General features: G+C 64.9%; 15 protein-coding genes. 6 read left to right on the top strand and 9 right to left on the bottom strand.

Features of this window, described 5'->3' with window-relative positions; translation table 11 throughout:
* Positions 1 to 103 precede the first annotated feature (103 nt).
* Complete coding sequence (locus JQ627_RS16200) at positions 104 to 1,042, top strand: LysR family transcriptional regulator (protein ID WP_212485165.1); 939 nt, start codon at positions 104 to 106, stop codon at positions 1,040 to 1,042.
* Positions 1,043 to 1,162: 120 nt separating this feature from the next.
* Here JQ627_RS16200 and uxuA read toward each other — a convergent pair whose 3' ends face one another.
* The 6 genes from uxuA to JQ627_RS16170 all read right to left on the bottom strand — a co-directional run bounded on the left by uxuA (position 1,163) and on the right by JQ627_RS16170 (position 7,373).
* Entirely contained in the window at positions 1,163 to 2,353 is a 1,191-nt protein-coding gene (uxuA, locus tag JQ627_RS16195; protein ID WP_212485164.1) for a mannonate dehydratase, read from the bottom strand.
* 13 nt (positions 2,354 to 2,366) lie between these two features.
* Positions 2,367 to 3,416 carry an L-idonate 5-dehydrogenase gene (locus JQ627_RS16190; protein ID WP_212485163.1) on the bottom strand — a complete coding sequence of 350 codons (1,050 nt, stop codon included), beginning with the start codon at positions 3,414 to 3,416 and terminating at the stop codon, positions 2,367 to 2,369.
* Positions 3,413 to 4,819: a TRAP transporter large permease gene (locus JQ627_RS16185; protein ID WP_028160738.1), complete on the bottom strand. Its 1,407-nt coding sequence runs from the start codon at positions 4,817 to 4,819 to the stop codon at positions 3,413 to 3,415. Before JQ627_RS16185 ends, JQ627_RS16190 begins: the two co-directional genes overlap by 4 nt.
* A 4-nt stretch (positions 4,820 to 4,823) precedes the next feature.
* Positions 4,824 to 5,402: a TRAP transporter small permease gene (locus JQ627_RS16180; RefSeq protein WP_212485162.1), complete on the bottom strand. Its 579-nt coding sequence runs from the start codon at positions 5,400 to 5,402 to the stop codon at positions 4,824 to 4,826.
* A gap of 113 nt (positions 5,403 to 5,515) precedes the next feature.
* Positions 5,516 to 6,475, bottom strand: coding sequence for a sialic acid TRAP transporter substrate-binding protein SiaP (locus JQ627_RS16175; RefSeq protein ID WP_249143139.1), 960 nt, complete (start codon positions 6,473 to 6,475; stop codon positions 5,516 to 5,518).
* Between the two features lie 88 nt (positions 6,476 to 6,563).
* Positions 6,564 to 7,373 carry a FadR/GntR family transcriptional regulator gene (locus tag JQ627_RS16170; RefSeq protein WP_212485160.1) on the bottom strand — a complete coding sequence of 270 codons (810 nt, stop codon included), beginning with the start codon at positions 7,371 to 7,373 and terminating at the stop codon, positions 6,564 to 6,566.
* A 146-nt stretch (positions 7,374 to 7,519) separates the two neighbouring features.
* Here JQ627_RS16170 and JQ627_RS16165 point away from each other — a divergent pair, with 146 nt between their 5' ends.
* Together JQ627_RS16165 and JQ627_RS16160 are read left to right on the top strand one after the other, a co-directional pair.
* Positions 7,520 to 9,004 carry a mannitol dehydrogenase family protein gene (locus tag JQ627_RS16165; RefSeq protein ID WP_212485159.1) on the top strand — a complete coding sequence of 495 codons (1,485 nt, stop codon included), beginning with the start codon at positions 7,520 to 7,522 and terminating at the stop codon, positions 9,002 to 9,004.
* Between the two features lie 95 nt (positions 9,005 to 9,099).
* On the top strand, positions 9,100 to 9,507 hold the full coding sequence (locus JQ627_RS16160; protein WP_212485158.1) for a nuclear transport factor 2 family protein: 408 nt from the start codon (positions 9,100 to 9,102) through the stop codon (positions 9,505 to 9,507).
* A gap of 46 nt (positions 9,508 to 9,553) precedes the next feature.
* Here JQ627_RS16160 and JQ627_RS16155 read toward each other — a convergent pair whose 3' ends face one another.
* Positions 9,554 to 10,288, bottom strand: a complete 735-nt coding sequence (locus JQ627_RS16155; RefSeq protein ID WP_212485157.1) for an HAD family hydrolase — start codon at positions 10,286 to 10,288, stop codon at positions 9,554 to 9,556.
* Positions 10,289 to 10,444: 156 nt separating this feature from the next.
* Between JQ627_RS16155 and JQ627_RS16150 the strand changes: the two genes are divergently transcribed.
* On the top strand, positions 10,445 to 11,293 hold the full coding sequence (locus JQ627_RS16150; RefSeq protein WP_212485156.1) for an SDR family oxidoreductase: 849 nt from the start codon (positions 10,445 to 10,447) through the stop codon (positions 11,291 to 11,293).
* A 123-nt stretch (positions 11,294 to 11,416) separates the two neighbouring features.
* Complete coding sequence (locus tag JQ627_RS16145; RefSeq protein WP_212485155.1) at positions 11,417 to 12,685, top strand: serine hydrolase; 1,269 nt, start codon at positions 11,417 to 11,419, stop codon at positions 12,683 to 12,685.
* Between the two features lie 58 nt (positions 12,686 to 12,743).
* Here the strand turns inward: JQ627_RS16145 and JQ627_RS16140 are convergent, their stop codons facing one another.
* Both JQ627_RS16140 and JQ627_RS16135 read right to left on the bottom strand, forming a co-directional pair.
* Positions 12,744 to 13,631, bottom strand: coding sequence for a dienelactone hydrolase family protein (locus tag JQ627_RS16140; protein WP_212485154.1), 888 nt, complete (start codon positions 13,629 to 13,631; stop codon positions 12,744 to 12,746).
* A gap of 20 nt (positions 13,632 to 13,651) precedes the next feature.
* The gene (locus JQ627_RS16135) at positions 13,652 to 14,947 is read right to left on the bottom strand and encodes an MFS transporter (RefSeq protein WP_249143137.1); all 1,296 of its coding nucleotides are present in this window, start codon (positions 14,945 to 14,947) and stop codon (positions 13,652 to 13,654) included.
* 545 nt (positions 14,948 to 15,492) lie between these two features.
* On the opposite strand from JQ627_RS16135, the gene JQ627_RS16130 reads away from it, so the two are divergent.
* Positions 15,493 to 16,071 (top strand): MarR family winged helix-turn-helix transcriptional regulator, encoded by a 579-nt coding sequence (locus tag JQ627_RS16130; protein WP_212485153.1) that lies wholly within the window; start codon positions 15,493 to 15,495, stop codon positions 16,069 to 16,071.
* The last annotated feature ends 14 nt before the right edge of the window (positions 16,072 to 16,085 follow it).

The raw sequence follows: 16,085 nt of genomic DNA, 5'->3' as shown, positions 1-16,085 counted from the left end.
CTCTTCGCTCGCAAGCCCTGTCTTTAGGCTGTGATGCCAATGACACCAGACTTGGCAAAACTCGGCAATTGCCAAATTCTCACCGCATCCATAACATGACGTTATGCCCGAGCTGCGCCGGATGCTGCCCTCCAGTAACGCCCTGTTCGTCTTCGACGCAGCGGCGCGCAACGGCAGTTTCACGGCGGCAGCAGCCGAACTCAATGTCACGCAGCCCGCGGTGAGCCGCATGCTCGGCCAGTTCGAGGAGCATCTCGGCGTCCGCCTGTTCGACCGCACGGCGGGCCGCGCGGTGCTCACCGAGGAAGGTGAGCTGCTTTATCGCCGCGTGCTCGAAGGCTTTCGCAGCATCGAGACCGGGCTCGTCGAGATCGAGCGGCGCCGCAAGGGCACCGAGACGGTGACGCTGTCGGTCTCCTCCGCCTTCACCACGCATTGGCTGATGCCGCGCATCGACAAGCTGCAGCGGCAATTTCCCGAGGTCGATTTGCGCTTCCAACTCATCTCCGGCGCGCTGCGCGGACCGGTCGAGAATGTCGACCTCGGCATGCGCTTCCGCGATCGCGACGAGCCGTCATCCGGCGGCACGCTGGTGATGAAGGAAGTCATGCTGCCGATGTGCAGCCCCGGCTATCTCGGCGAGACCGATCCCACCGAGGGCAACACCATCATCCGCCTCGCCGAGACGCCGGGCGACTGGGCCGCGGATTACGCGTCCCTTCTCACCGGCCGCCGCGGCGCGGCCAAGGCGCTGAGCTTCACCGACTATGCGGTCGTGGTGCAGGCCGCCCTGCTCGGCCAGGGCATCGCGCTCGGCTGGCTGACGGTGGCCTCACACTGGCTCCTGACCGGCGCGCTGGTACCGGCCTCCGACACGCTCACCACCACGCGCCGCATCTGCGAATTCCTGCCGCCGCGCAACCGGCCGATGCGCCCCATCGCCGCCGAGATCCGCGACTGGATCATCGCGCAGATGCAAAGCGAGATCGCCGCGATCGACCGACTCTATCCGAAACTCGGCGCGATGGCGGCGTGTTATTGAGGGCGCACCTCTCCCTCCACGTCATTGCGAGCGAAGCGAAGCAATCCAGAGTGTTTCCGCGGAGGGATTCTGGATTGCTTCGCTTCGCTCGCAATGACGGTGTGGATAGAGCTTCGGCCCCTACCGATGCTCGATCGCCCTGATCGCGCCGCGCAGCTCGGCGAGGCCACGGAGGCGGCCGATGGCGGTGTAGCCGGGATTGGTGCGCTTGGTGGCGGCGAGATCGTCCAGCATGCGGTGACCATGATCGGGGCGGAACACGATTCTCTTGTCGGGTGAGCGCTGTGCGTTCTCCTTCAACAGCGCCTTGAGCACCGCGACCATGTCGACGTCGCCGTCGAGATGATCGGACTCGTAGAACGACAGGCCGTCGGCCTCGCGCTTGGTCGCGCGCAGATGCGCAAAGGCGATGCGCGGGCCGAAGCGCTCGGCCATCGCAGGCAGATTGTTCTCCGCGCGCACGCCGAGCGAGCCGGTGCACAGGCAGATGCCGTTCGCCATGGACGGCACGGCGTCGAACAGCGCCTGATAGTCGTCGGCGCTGGAGGCGATACGCGGCAGGCCGAACAGCGGACGCGGCGGATCGTCCGGGTGCAGCGTCAGGGAGACGCCGAGCTGCTCGGCGACCGGCGTCACGCGCGCCAGGAATTCCGCGAGATGCTGCCTCAGGATCTCAGGCGTGATGTCGCGATAGGTCTCGAGCCGGTCCCGGAATTGCGGGATGGTCATCGGCTCGGTCGTCGAGCCGGGCAGCGCGCTGGCGATCACCATCACGAGGTAATCGATATCGGCCTGGCTCATCTTCTCGAACAGCGCTTTCGCACGCGCCTGCTGCTCGGGCGAATATTCCTGCACGGCGGCGGGACGCTTCAGGATATGCAGCTCGAACGCCGCAAAGCGGTCCTGGTCGAAGCGCATGGCGCGGGCGCCGTTCGGCAGCTCCCATTCCAGGTCGGTGCGGCACCAGTCCACCACCGGCATGAAATTGTAGCAGATGATCTTGATGCCGGAAGCGGCGACCGCCTCCAGGCTCGCAATCCAAGCCTCGATCGACTTCGTCGCCCTGCCCCCGAGCCGCTTGACATCGTCGGGGATCGGAATCGACTCCACCACCGACCAGGTCAGCTGCGAGCGGCCGGGCTGGCCGTTCTCGATGAAGTTCTTGCGCTCCTCGACCGCCTTACGCGTCCAGGCCTCCCCGATCGGCACCTGATGCAGCGCCGAGACGATGTCGCTCGCCCCGGCCTGCCTGACGTCGTCGAGCGATACCGGATCATCGGGCCCGTACCAGCGCCATCCCTCGAGCATCATACGATCACTCCCATCAGTTCGCGGTCAGCACGACCTTGACGCTTTGCGAGCGGTCGAGCGCCAGCCGCAGGGCGTCCGGCGCGGTCGACAGCGGCCGCTCGGCGGTGACCAGCGACAGCACGTCGACGCTGCCAGCCCCGATCAGTTCCACCGCCGTCATGAACTCGAAGCCGAAGCGGAACGAGCCGCGCAGGTCGATCTCCTTGGCCATCACCGCATTGGACGGCGTCGGAATCTGGCCGCCCGGCAGATTGCCGATCTGCACCACGACGCCGCCGCGCCTGACGATGCCAATCGCACTGGCAAGCCCGGCAGCCGTGCCCGAGACCTCGAAAGCGACATCGTAGGGACGCGCCGCCGCCTGCGCCTTCAGACCTTCCTCGCCAGCCGAGACGTTCTCGACATGCGAAGCGCCGAGCCGGGTCGCGAAGGCCAGCGGTGCCGGCGCGATGTCGGCCACCGTAATGTCAGCCATGCCGGCGCGGTGCGCCGCGAGCATGGTCAGAAGCCCGATCGGGCCGGCGCCGAAGATGATGCCGCGCTTGCCCTCGATGTTGCCGGCGCGCGCGACCGCGTGCAGGCAGACCGCGAGTGGCTCGGCCAGCGCCGCAGCCTGATAGGACACATGGTCGGGAATCTTCACGCACTGCGCCGGGATCGCGTCAAAGTAATTGGCGAAGCCGCCCTGCATGTGCGGCGTCTTCGAGGCCGAGCCCATGAAGTAGATGTTCTCGCAGAGATTGGGCCGTCCCTCGCGGCAGGCGACGCAATGGCCGCACCAGCGCGACGGGTTGACGGCGACACGATCGCCGACCTTCAGGTTCGCTGCGGAACCTGCGATCTCCACGACCTCGCCGGAGATCTCGTGGCCGAGCACGAGCGGCGACTTCACGACGAAATCGCCGGTCCGGGCATGACGGAAATAGTGCATGTCGGAGCCGCAGATGCCGCCGGCGCCGAAGCGGATGCGCACCATGCCGGAAGCCAACTTGTCGAGCGGATGCTCGATCATGCGCAGATCTTCGGGGCCGAACAGGGTTGCGGCGAGAGCGGTGGAGGTCATTTGGAGAGTCCCATGTATTTAGGCAGCCAGAGGGTCAGTTCGGGGATGTAGGTGATCGCGATCAGCGCGACCATCAGCGGCACCAGCCAGGGCAGGATCGCGACCGTCGTGCGCTCGACCGAGAGCTTGGCCACGCGGGCGAGCACGAACAGCACCATGCCGAGCGGCGGATGCAACAGGCCGATCATCAGGTTCAGCGTCATGATCAGGCCGAAATGGATCGGATCGATGCCGAGCTTGAGCACGATCGGCAGCAGGATCGGCACCAGGATGGTGATCGCCGCCGTGGTGTCGATGAAGCAGCCGACGAACAGGATCAGGACGTTGGCGAGCGCCAAAAACACCCATTTGTTGTGGGTGATGCTGAGCATCCAGTCCGAGAGCATTTGGGCTGCCTGCGACACCGTCAGCAGCCAGGCGAAGATCGAGGCTGCGGTGACGATGAACAACACCGAGGCCGTGGTCTCGATGGTGTCGAAGGTCGCCTTCGCCACCGTCTTCAAGGTCATGGTGCGGTAGCGGACGAGTCCGAGAAACAGCGACCAGATCACGGCTGCGACCGCGGCCTCCGTCGGCGTGAACCAGCCGAGCGTCATGCCGCCGATCAGGATGACCGGCGCCATCAGCGCCATCACCGCGGAGAAGTCGAAGTACCAGTCGATCGCGAGCAGCGTGCCGAGGCCGATGACAACGGCCATGTTGGTCGACATGCCGGCCAGCACCATCAGCCAGATCGCGAGCGGGAAAGCGAGCACGATGGCGATCTCGAGGCCGGCCGAACCGAGCTGCGGCCAGGAGAACGGCGTGTCGCTGCCCCATTTGTTCTTGTGCGCGAAGTAGGTGACGGTGGCCATCATCAGCAGCGTCATGACGATGCCGGGAATAACGCCGCCCAAAAACAGGGCTCCGATCGAGACATTCGCCATCATGCCGTAGATCACGAAGGGCAGCGACGGCGGGATGATCGGCCCGAGCGTGGCCGAAGCCGCGGTGACGCCGACCGAGAACTCGGTGGAATAGCCGTGGTCCTTCATCGCCTTGATCTCGATGGTCCCGAGACCGGCGGCATCCGCGATCGCGGTGCCGGACATGCCGGAGAAGATCACCGAGCCGATGATGTTGACGTGGCCGAGGCCGCCGCGCATCCAGCCGACCAGCGCGACCGCGAATTTGTAGATGCGGCCGGTCACGCCGGCGATGTTCATGAGATTGCCGGCCAGGATGAAGAACGGCACCGCGAGCAACGGAAAGCTCTCGACGCCGGCGATCATGCGCTGTGCCAGCGTGACGTCAGGCGTCACGCCGCTGACCAGGATGTAGAGCAGCGACGACGCGGCCATGGCAATCGCCACGGGAACGCCGAGCAGCATCAGGATGAGAAAGCCTCCAAGCAACAGCAACATAACTTTACCCCTCAAAACCGTCGTAGGCGCCGGGACGTTCGAGGATCGAATAGCCCTGTCGCAAATGTTGGATGGCCACCTGCACCGAGCGCAGGAACATCAGCACGAAGCCCGCGAGCACGGCGTAATAGACGTAGTCCTTGGGCAGATTGATCGTGGTCATCGATTCATCGCCGATGATCTGGATGTAGACCCAGACCAGCTTGATGGCGTAGCCGAAGAAGGCGATCCGGATCAGGTCGATCGTCGTGGACAGCGCCCGCGCCACGATGTGCGGCAGATAGCGGTAAATCAGGTCGACCTGGATGTGCCGCGAAAGCCGTACGCACATCGAGGAGCCGATGAAGACCACGCCGATCAGGCAGTAGGTCGCGATCTCCTCGGTCCATGCATAGCTGTCGTTGAGGACGTAGCGGGTAAAGAACTGAAGGAAGACGGCCAGCGCCATCACCCAGAAGATCACCAGCGCCACCCAGTCCTCGAAAGCGTAGACGCCGAGATCGACCTTCGGCACCGCCTCTTCCTCGAAGGTGTGGGCGATCTCGTCCCCGGTGATCTGCCGGTGCACTTCGACGGTGGACATGGGCGGTACTCCTCAAACGACTTGAACGTCATTCCGGGGCGGCTCGAAGAGCCGAACCCGGAATCTCGAGGTTCCGGGTTCTCGCTTCGCGAGCCCCGGAACGACGGCGCTGGCTATTTCACCGCCTGGATGCGTTCCCAGTCGGCCTTGCGATAGCCAAAGGTCTCGAACGGAACGTTCTTCAGCACGATGTCACGGAACTCGTTCTTGTCGACCTCGGTCACGGTCAGGCCCTTCTCCTTGAAGAAGGCGACCAGCTTGGCCTCGTTCTGCTTGATCTCCGCGGTCGCTTTCGCAGCCGCTTCCTGGGCGACGTCGGTGAAGATCTTCTTGTCCTCGTCGCTGAGCTTCTTCCAGAGCGCGCCCGCCACCACCGTGTTGAGGTGGTCGACGATGTGGCCGGTCAGCACGATGTGCTTCTGCACTTCGTAGAACTTCTTGGCCTCGATCGTGGTCAGCGGGTTCTCCTGCGCCTCGACGGTGCCGTTCTGGAGCGCGAGATAGACTTCGGCGAACGCGATCGGCGCGGTGTTGGCGCCGCAGGCGCGCGGCATCGCGAGGTAAGCCGGCACGTCGGGCACGCGCATCTTCAGGCCCTTGAGGTCGGCGCAGCTCTTGATCGGCTTGTTCGACGAGGTCTGCCGCACGCCGTAATAGGTCACCGCGACGATGTGGTGGCCGCTCTTGTCCTCATAGCCCTTGGCGAGCTCCTTGAAGATGTCGCTCTTGGTGTAGGCAAGGAGATGGTCGGCGTCGCGGAAGGTGTAGGGATAGTAGGTCACGCCGATCGGCGGAAAGCTCTTGGCCGCAAAGCTCGAGCCGGAGATGATGATGTCGACCGAGCCAAGCGAGAGGCCCTGGTTGATGTCGGCTTCCTTGCCGAGCTGGGACGCCGGATAGACGTCGACCGTGTAGCGCCCGTTGGTGCGCTTGCCGATCTCCTGCGCGGCCCAGACCGAGGCGGTGTGGAACGGCTCCGAGGTCTCGTAGACATGGGCCCATTTCAGCTTGGTCTGCGCCATGCCGGGATTGGTCGCCGCGAACATTGCCGCGACCGAAGTCGCCAGCACCATCGTCATCTTCTTCAACACTGACTTATCCTCCACTGACTAAAGTCTGCTTCTTGTTCGCCCGCCCAAAACCGGGACGAGCCCCCCAATTTCATCGTCGCCGCACGCCGCCCCTTTTGGCCGGCGTCTTCGCGCGTCTTGGTTTTGCCGGTTTCGCCGGCGTGCGCGCGACCCCGCCTCGCTCCGCGGGCGATCCCGCGGCGGCCTCGGCACCAAAGTTCTGCGCAAAGCGCTCCTGTGAGTGCGCCAAGTGCTTGCGCATGGCCTCGCGCGCGGCGTCCGGATCATGCGACGCGATCGCGTCGCGCACGGCGCAATGCTCGTCGAGCGCAGTGCGCCACGTGCCCGGGCTCTCGAAGTAATGCGCAAGCTGCGCAAAATAGGGATTGAGGCGCTGGTCGAACAACTCGCCGACCACGCGCACCAGCACGGCATTGCCGAGACTGCCGGCGATCGCGACGTGGAAGGCACGGTCGTGCACCATCGAGGCCTCGCCGGGATGCTCGACATTCTCCATCGCGACAAGCGACGCATCGATGCGGGCGATATCGTCCTTGGTCGCCACGCGCGCCGCCTGCTCGGCGATCGCGCTTTCCAGGAATTCACGGGCGCGGAGAAGCTCGAACGGACCTTCGATGCCGGCGGCTGGCGGTGTGGGCGCGGCGTCCGCTGGCTCGATCACATAGATGCCTGAGCCGACGCGGATGCGGACGCGGCCCTCGACCTCGAGCGCGATCAGGGCTTCGCGCACTGTCGGCCGCGAGATCCTGAGCTGCTCGGCGAGCTCGCGCTCGGTCGGCAAGCGGCTGCCGACCGCGTACTCGCCGCTGTCGATCAGGCTTCGCAATTGATCGGCGACCTGGCGATAAAGCCGTCTCGCCTCCACAGCTTCCAGCGGCACGCTGGCCTCCCCGAAAGGGTCTCGCCGGGAAGCATCGCGTCCCGGCGGCCCGCCAATTTTGGGAAATTGGTCTTACCAATTGACCGAAGCATTGACCGAGGACAGGCGCCATGTCAAGCAGCGGCCAAACACAGGGAGAGACGACCATGCGCCATAACTCAACGCGTCTTGGCCGCGCCAATCTCGACCGGCTGCCGTCCGCCATCCGCCGCCCGGCCTATGACCGCTCGCGCGTTACGCCCGGCATCGTGCATTTGGGCCTGGGCGCCTTTCATCGCGCGCACCAAGCCGTCGTCATCGACGACTGCCTTGCCGCAGGCGGCTCGTCCTGGGGCATCGTCGGCGCGAGCCTGCGCAGCCCGGATACGCGTGACGCCCTCGCCCCGCAGGATCATCTCTACACTGTCGCCATACGTGCTGCCGAAGGCACCGAGCACCGCGTCGTCGGCGCGCTGCTCGACAGCGTCGTCGCGCGCGAGAAGCCGGCCGCGCTGGTCGAGCGGATGGCCGATCCCGCCATTCGCATCGTCTCGCTGACGGTCACCGAGAAAGGCTATTGCCACACGCCACAAACCGGCGATCTCGACGAGCGGCATCCTGATGTGGTGCACGATCTGAACAATCTTGACGCGCCGCGCTCGGCGCCCGGCTTCATCGTCGCCGCGCTGGCGCACCGGCGGGCGCAGGGACTTGCGCCCTTCACCGTGCTGTGCTGCGACAACCTCGCCGCCAACGGCCACACCGTGCAGCGGATCGTGACGCAGTTCGCCGGGCTCCGGTCGAAGGACCTCGGCAAGTGGATCGCCGAAGCGGCCACCTTCCCGTCGACCATGGTCGACCGCATTGTGCCGGAGACGACGGACGCCGACCGGGATGCGGTCTCGAACGCGCTCGGCATGCGCGACGCATGGCCTGTCATGACCGAGCCGTTCACGCAATGGGTGGTCGAGGACCGCTTCGCGGCAGGGCGGCCCGATCTCGCTGCCGCAGGCGTCGAGCTCGTCACCGACGTCAAGCCGTTCGAGCTGATGAAGCTGCGGTTGCTCAACGCCAGCCATTCCGCACTTGCCTATCTCGGCTATCTCGCGGGCTACGAGACCATCGCCGACACCATGCAGGATCCGCATTTCGCCCGTCTCGCCGCGCAGGTGATGGGAGAGGCCGCGGTGACGCTGACGATGCCGGCTGGCACTGATCTCGCCGCCTATCGTGCCTCGCTGCTCAAGCGCTTCGCCAACCCGGCGCTGCATCACCGGACCTGGCAGATCGCGATGGACGGCTCGCAAAAGCTTCCGCAGCGCCTGCTCGGCGCGATGCAGGATCGCCTGCTCAAGAACCTGCCGATTGCGACGCATGCGCTCGCGGTGGCCGGCTGGATGCGTTACGTCACCGCACGCGACGAGCAGGGCCGCACGATCGACGTGCGCGACCCCCTCGCGGCCGAGTTTGCCGCGTTGGCGCGCGAGGCGGGGCCGGTCGCCGAACGGCTCGCGCCCGCATTGCTCGGGGTCGAGAAGGTGTTCGGACCGCTTGGCGCCGAGCCGCGCCTGCGCGAGGCCGTGACCGCGGCGCTCGGACGTCTTTATAAGGACGGCGCGCGGCGGGCGGTGGAGACGCACGTCTCGACGTGACCACAAAGTGGGCAGCACGTTGAATGCTGCACTGCGGTCAAAGTCGAACGGAAGTCGCGCTTGATTTTTGCCTGTCATTGGCCCACCCGAGAGCGATGGCAAAGGACAGCAAGGTCATCGCCGCGAACGCGGCCTTCTACGCCGCCTTTTCAACGGGCGATTTCGACGAAATGGAGCGGATGTGGGCGGATGACGACGCCATTTCCTGCATCCATCCCGGCTGGCCGGCGATCATCGGCCGCGCCACGGTGATCGGAAGCTGGCGCGACATCCTGCAAAATCCGGAGCGGCCGCAGATCGTTTGTGCCGAACCGCAGGCGATCGTCGACGGCGACAGCGCCCGCGTGCTCTGCATCGAGATCGTCGACGGCACCGCTTTGGCCGCTGCCAACCATTTTCGACGGGTCGGCGACGGCTGGCGCCTGGTGCATCACCAGTCGAGCCCAATCGCGCAGATTGTCGAGCAGGCTGAAGACGATCGAACGAGCCACCGCGTCCACTGACCGCGGCAGGCCGGCCGGCGCTTTCTACTGTGCATGGGGTTGTTTTTCAGTTTTTCTGTTTGGCGGCCCCGAGTTCCGACAACTCATCCAGCACGACCCGCGCCTCGCCGAAATCATCGTCCCGGAAGAACATGCTTCGGGTGATCAGCACCGGAATGTTCGCCCTTGAAGCCGCGATCAGACCGTTGCGAGAATCCTCGATCGCGACGCAGTCGGCTGCGCCCAGCTTCAGCCGCGCCAGGGTTTCCAGATAGACATCCGGCGCCGGCTTCTTGTGGCGGACGTCGTCGCCGGCGACGACCGCATCAAAATCCGCAGCCCAGCGCGTTCCCAGCGCTTGCGACAGCAGCGCATCGATATTGCCATGCGAGGTGGTGGTCGCGATCGCAAGCCGCTGGCCGCGGGCCTTGGCCGCGGTGAGCAGGTCCGTGACGCCGGGCCTTAAGGGGCAGCAGCCGGTTTCGATCAGCTCGGCATAATGCGCGGTCTTGACGCGGTGAAGCTCTGCGATGTCCGTATCCGGCAATGGCGGCGCGATCCACAGCCCGTCATGATGGGCGCGCATGCGCTCCTTGCCGCCGGTCACGCGCAGCAGTTTCTTGTAGATCGCACGGTCCCAATGCCAGTCGAGACCATGGCTGGCGAAAGCGTGGTTGAAGGCCCGCCGGTGCAGCTCTTCGGTCTCGGCCAAGGTACCGTCGACATCGAAGATCAGCGCGGCTGCGCGCCCGATCAACTCCGCGGCGTCCGCTGCCGCCAGAGCGGTCGCGACTACCTGCATGAACGACGCCTCCCTCCCGACTTACGTGTGACAGGCGAGCATCGCCCGAGGCGACAGGCGAGTAAAATCGCAATATCTTTTGCCGGACCCAAAAATCTCTTATGAGCGAGGGCGCGCTACGGCGCGAACGGGAACTCCGACCTGCACGGGAGACGCATGCGGCTCTTCATCCTCGGCCTCGGCTATAGCGCCCGGCACTTCGTCCGCCAATGCGGCGACAGATTCTCCCATATCGCCGGCACCGTCCGCGATCCCGGGAAGCGGGACGCCCCCGCCGGCATCGAGGTGCACGCCTTTTCCGGAGCCGGTCCGGCACGCGAGGTGGCCGGGAGAATCCGCGACGCCGATGTCCTTCTGATATCGATACCGCCCGGCAGCACCGGTGATCCCGCAATCGCGGCATTCGGCGACCTGCTGGCATCAGGCCGCCGCAAGGTCGTCTATCTCTCGACCATCGGCGTCTATGGCGACCACGCCGGCGCATGGGTGGACGAGAGCACGCCGCCGCAGGCGACGCTCGACCGCACGCGCATGCGGGTCGCAGCGGAGCGGGCCTGGACCGACACGACAGGCGGCGATGCCGCGATCCTGCGGCTTGCCGGCATCTACGGCCCGGGCCGGAATGCGCTGGCGACGCTGCGCGCCGGAACGGCCCGGCGCATCATCAAGCCGGGACAGGTCTTCAACCGCATCCATGTCGACGATATCGCAAGCGCGATCATGGCCGCGCTTCGTCACCAGGGAGGCGGCATCTGGAACGTCTGCGACGACGAGCCGACGCCGCCGCAGGACGTGATCTCTTATGCCGCGCAGCTGACGAACGTTGCGCCGCCCCCAGAGGAGCCGTTCGAGACGGCGGAGATGTCGGCGATGGCGCGCAGCTTTTATGCCAGCAGCGCGCGTGTCTCCAACGCGAAACTGAAGCAAGAGCTCGGCGTCACGCTTGCCCACCCGACCTACCGGCACGGCCTCGACGCGCTGTGGCAGGCGGGCGAAGGACGATAGGGTTCCGGCATCTCCGGCGCGTCCCTGACATGCCCTTCCCGCGCTTGACTTCGCTCCGGCACAGCCGTGATCTAAGCGCTCAGCGAGCCACTACCAAACGAGCTCGCCCCTTGGGAGCATTCAATGAACAAGACGATCGCCATGATCGCGGCGGCGGCTGCCGTCATCACGTTCGGTGCGGCGCGCGCCGCACCACTGCCCGAAGTCAATCCCGACGAAGCCGGGTTCTCGAAGCAAGGCCTTGCGCGGCTCGACAGCTTCTTCGCGCGCGAGATCGCAGCCAAGCGCGTGCCCGGGGCAGTCGTTGCGGTGGCGCGAGACGGCAAGCTCGTGCACTACAAGGCCTACGGCATGCTCGATCCGGACAAGGGCACGCCGATGCCGGTTGACGCGATCTTCGCGCTGGCCTCGATGACCAAGCCGATGGCGGCGGTCGCAGGCCTGACGCTGATGGAGCAGGGACGGCTGCCGCTCCAGGCCAAGCTGTCCGACTACTATCCCCGCTTTGCCGACATGAAGGTCGGCGTGACCGAGGCCAATGGCTCGCTCAAGCTCGAACCGCAGGCCTCCCCGATCTTCATCCATGATCTCTACCGGCATACGTCCGGATTGATGTATGGTGGCAGGCCGGACAGTTCGAGCCCGGTGGCGCGGCTATACCCTGATGGCGTCGCGCCGGCGGTGGAAGGCGACACCGAGGCCTTCATCGATCGCATGACAAAGCTGCCGCTCGCGCATCAGCCCTCGACCGAGTTCGAATACGGTTTTTCGATCGACGTACTTGGTGCCGTGGTCGAGAAGGTGAGCGAGCAGAGGCTCGGCGACTATCTCGCCGCAAATGTGTGGCAGCCGCTCGGCATGAAGGACGCGACCTTCCACCCCACAGATGCACAGCGCCCTCGCCTCGCCCGCCCGTTTGCCAACGATCCGCTGACCGGCAAGCCGCAAGCCATCAAGCTGCTGGACACCCCGACCAAGTTTGATTGCGGCGGAGCCTGCTCGTTCGCGACCATGGGCGACTACATCCGCTTCGGGCAGATGCTGCTCAATGGCGGCGAGCTGGACGGCCAGCGCATTCTCGGGCCCAAGACCGTGCATCACATGACGACCAACCACCTTGGTCCCGAGATCAAAAACAACGTGGCGAACGTCGAGCCGCATCGCGCCGGCTTCGGCTTTGGTCTCGCGGTCGCGGTCCGGACCAGCGAGGGACTGTCGTCGGTCCCCGGCAATCCCGGCGAGTTCACCTGGAATGGCGCCTACGGGACGCAGTTCTTCTGCGATCCCAAAGAGCGTCTCGTCGTGGTGGTGGGAACGGCGGCGCCGGGCGAGCTCAGGAAATACTATCGCGAGCAGGTGCAGGACATCGTCTATGGCGCCATGGTGAAGTGAGACCGGCGCACTGGAATAGCAAGGGCGGCCGCTCGGGCCGCCCTTTTCGAATCTGGCGTCAGCTCAACACGCCGTACTTCTTGAACCAGGCCTCCGCCTGCTTCCAGGCATCTTCCGCCGCATCCTTGCGGTAGCTGCCGCGATAGTCGGCATGGAAGCCGTGCGGCGCCTCCGGATAAATCTTGAATTCGGCCGTCTTCTTGTTCTGCTCGAGCGCCGCCTTGAGCTGCTCGACCTGGGCCACGGGAATACCGGTATCGGCGCCGCCATAGAGGCCGAGCACAGGCGCCTTCATGTCGGGGGCGAGCTGAAGCGGGCTCTTCGGCCACAGCGGATTGGCGGGATCGACCACCGAACCGTAGAAGGCAACGCCCGCCTTGAGGGTGCCGCTGTGGGCGGCGTATTCCCAGACGGTACGCCCGCCCCGGCAGAAGCCGATGACACCGAGCTTGGTGATGTTGCCGCCTTGCGATCCCGCCCATGCCACCGTCGCATCGAGATCGGACAGCAGCTCCGCGTCCGGCTTGGCATTGACGATCGGCACCAGGTCCTTGACCTCGACAATCTTGGTGAGATCGGTACCCTTGCGGAAGTAATAGTCGGGCGCGATCGCGAATGCGCCGAGCTTGGCGAGGCGCCGTGTCACGTCCTTGATGTATTCGTGCAGACCGAAAATCTCCATCGCCACGATGATCACCGGCGCCCCGGTGTCGCCGGCCGGACGCGCGAAATAGGCAGGCATCTCTTCGGAGCCGACCTTGATCCTGGCGTCCCCAGCCTGGAGGCCGCCGGTATCTGTCGTGATGATTTCGGCACGGACCGGACCGGCCGCAAGCGTGTAGCCGGCAGCGACGGCTGCGGTGGCGCTCATGAATCCGCGGCGCGAGACCGGGGCGATTTTTGTCAGCCCGACGACGTCGGATGTCATGGTGATTTCAAAGCTCATCGGTCTATCCTTCCTGATGCCTAGCCCTGATCTTTCAGGCGACGCATTCGCCGATAGTTGCCGGTGAAACGCAAATCACCAGCCTGCGAGCGTGCCGCCTGATCGCGCTGTTTCACCGGCGCCGTCTCGGGCAACAGGCTCATCGCGACAAGTCCGACGATTGCCGCAAGCAGCAGATACCACGCCGGCGCCAGCGGATCGCCGGTGACGTGGAGCAGCCAGGTGACCACGAGCTGCGCCGTGCCGCCGAAGCTCGCGATCGCGACTGCATAGACTGTCGCGAATACGCCTCCGCGGATGTTCTGGGGCAGCGCTTCGGTGAAGGTCGCATAGAACGCGGTGAACGGCAGCGAGCCGATGATCGATAGCACGCCGAAGCCAATCAGGAGCGACAGCGCGCCCGGTGCATGGACGATCCACAGGAAGGTCGGATAGGTGAGCAGGAGGGTTGCGAGCTGCGGCCAGATCATGATCGGCTTGCGGCCGAGACGATCGGCGAGCCATCCGCCGACCAGTGCGCCGACGAACTGAATGCCGTTGCTGACGAGCGACACGGCGAAAGCCAGTGTCGACGACACGTGCAGGGTATTCTGCGCATAGGTCGTCATGTATTGCGTGACATAGGTCGAGATCGTGCCGCTGGCCAGGATCATCAAGGCCAGCACGATGATGCCGAGGTGACGCCGTGCTTGCGAGAGGTGACCCGAGCGCTCTTTCGCTGCGACACCGGCATCGGCATGCGGAATCGTCTCGGGCAGTGTCCGCCGCATCCAGAGCCCGAACGGCAGGCAGACGGCCCCGATCAGAAACGCCACCCGCCAGCCGTAGGAGTCCAGCATCTCCGGCGCCATGGTCGTGCTCAGGATGACGCCGACCAGCGCACCGGCGGTCGCCGCGATCTCCTGGCTCGCCGGCTGCCATGCCACGACCAGCGCCCGATGCTCGGGCGGGGCAATCTCGAGGAGATAGGCGGTGGTCGGTCCGACCTCGCCGCCGAGGGCGAAGCCCTGCGCCATGCGCGCCGCAATCACGATGATGGGCGCGGCGACGCCGATCATGCGATAGGACGGCGTGAGCGCGATGGTCAGGATCGCAGCTCCCATCAACGCAAAGCTCAGCAGCATGGCAGGCCGACGGCCGATCCGGTCGGAATAAATGCCGAGCACGATCCCGCCGATCGGCCGCGTCACGAAGCCGGCCCCGAACGTCGCCAGCGACAGCATCAGGCTGCCGTATTCGCTTCCGGTCGGGAAGAAGGTGTGGCCGATCTGGATGGCGAAGAAGCTGTAGGTAATGAAGTCGTAGAATTCGAGCATGTTGCCGATGGTGGCTGCGAATGCTGCTCGTTTGACGTTGAACGGCGCCGCTTGCTCAATTCCCAACGACACTTTGACTTCCCTGGATTCGCTCGTTTGCCGGCCTTAACCGTCTGGCTGCATTGCGTCGCAACATCCATTAACCGAAAGAGAGGGTTCTCTCCCGGCCAGCCACATCGCCAGGCGTTCCCGGTGAAGCGCCCTTTTGCGCATTCGCAACTCCAGGCCGCAATAAATGGGCTCCGCAGTGGCGACTATGACACATCATGTTGCTCAGGCGTCGCATATCACCGTCAATTAACGTGCAAGCTGTCGTGATTTGACTGAAATTTTCAGAAGAGTTGAGCCGTGCGATTTACTCGAACTTTCTGTGTGACGCTCTAGTTCCACGGCCGGAAGTTCCATCTGCACAACGGATGCAACTTCCCGAGCGCGGTCCTCCATCCGGCAACGGACGAAGAATCGCCCGAGAACTTCATTCTCGTCCACCCAGATTGCGCTACCAAAGGCTCAATTGAATAAAGCTTGTCCGACCCGGAACTGAAATGATTTTAGCTCGTGAAGCGATTGAATTGTTGGGGCAGATGGCCCGCATCCTGTGGTTCGAAGGCACCAAGCATGGCTTGCGCGACCGCGAATGGATGGCCCTGCGCTTTCTCTCCCGCGCCAACCGTTTCTCGCGGACGCCCTCGGCGCTCGCAAGCTACGTCGGCACCACGCGCGGCACCGCCTCCTTCATCATCGGCGAACTAGAGCGGCTCGGATATCTGGAGCGAAAGCGCTCCGCTACGGACAAGCGATCGGTGACGCTGAGCGTGACGCAACAGGGCAAGAAGTTCCTGGTGCGCGACCCCATCAGCGTGCTCCTCGAGCCGATCGCCGTCCTCGACGACGAGGCCAAGCTCCGCTTTCGCGACACGCTTCGGCACGTGCTCGATCAGGCGGACGCAGCCGAGCAGCGGCACCATACCGACGTTTGCAAGCGATGCATCTTCCTGCGTGAAGATCGCACCGCCACGGACGGCAAGGCGGCCGCCGAGTTCAGCTGCCGCCTGTTTCGCGCGCCGATCGCGGAGGCGGAGGTCGATCTACTATGCACCAGCTTCGAGCATCATCGCCAGTAGGAGGCGGCCCTCGA

This window comes from Bradyrhizobium liaoningense (assembly GCF_018130785.1).
In the GTDB taxonomy this organism is placed as follows: domain Bacteria; phylum Pseudomonadota; class Alphaproteobacteria; order Rhizobiales; family Xanthobacteraceae; genus Bradyrhizobium; species Bradyrhizobium liaoningense_A.
Note: the sequence above shows the minus strand (reverse complement) of the source record. Positions and strands in the feature narration are given on the sequence as shown.

Coding starts and splice junctions, on each gene's coding strand:
- JQ627_RS16200 (WP_212485165.1), top strand. CDS start 104: ATGCCCGAGCTGCGCCGGATGCTGCCCTCCAGTAACGCCCTGTTCGTC.
- uxuA (WP_212485164.1), bottom strand. CDS start 2,353: ATGATGCTCGAGGGATGGCGCTGGTACGGGCCCGATGATCCGGTATCG.
- JQ627_RS16190 (WP_212485163.1), bottom strand. CDS start 3,416: ATGACCTCCACCGCTCTCGCCGCAACCCTGTTCGGCCCCGAAGATCTG.
- JQ627_RS16185 (WP_028160738.1), bottom strand. CDS start 4,819: ATGTTGCTGTTGCTTGGAGGCTTTCTCATCCTGATGCTGCTCGGCGTT.
- JQ627_RS16180 (WP_212485162.1), bottom strand. CDS start 5,402: ATGTCCACCGTCGAAGTGCACCGGCAGATCACCGGGGACGAGATCGCC.
- JQ627_RS16175 (WP_249143139.1), bottom strand. CDS start 6,475: ATGGTGCTGGCGACTTCGGTCGCGGCAATGTTCGCGGCGACCAATCCC.
- JQ627_RS16165 (WP_212485159.1), top strand. CDS start 7,520: ATGCGCCATAACTCAACGCGTCTTGGCCGCGCCAATCTCGACCGGCTG.
- JQ627_RS16160 (WP_212485158.1), top strand. CDS start 9,100: ATGGCAAAGGACAGCAAGGTCATCGCCGCGAACGCGGCCTTCTACGCC.
- JQ627_RS16155 (WP_212485157.1), bottom strand. CDS start 10,288: ATGCAGGTAGTCGCGACCGCTCTGGCGGCAGCGGACGCCGCGGAGTTG.
- JQ627_RS16150 (WP_212485156.1), top strand. CDS start 10,445: ATGCGGCTCTTCATCCTCGGCCTCGGCTATAGCGCCCGGCACTTCGTC.
- JQ627_RS16145 (WP_212485155.1), top strand. CDS start 11,417: ATGAACAAGACGATCGCCATGATCGCGGCGGCGGCTGCCGTCATCACG.
- JQ627_RS16140 (WP_212485154.1), bottom strand. CDS start 13,631: ATGAGCTTTGAAATCACCATGACATCCGACGTCGTCGGGCTGACAAAA.
- JQ627_RS16135 (WP_249143137.1), bottom strand. CDS start 14,947: ATGCTCGAATTCTACGACTTCATTACCTACAGCTTCTTCGCCATCCAG.
- JQ627_RS16130 (WP_212485153.1), top strand. CDS start 15,493: ATGATTTTAGCTCGTGAAGCGATTGAATTGTTGGGGCAGATGGCCCGC.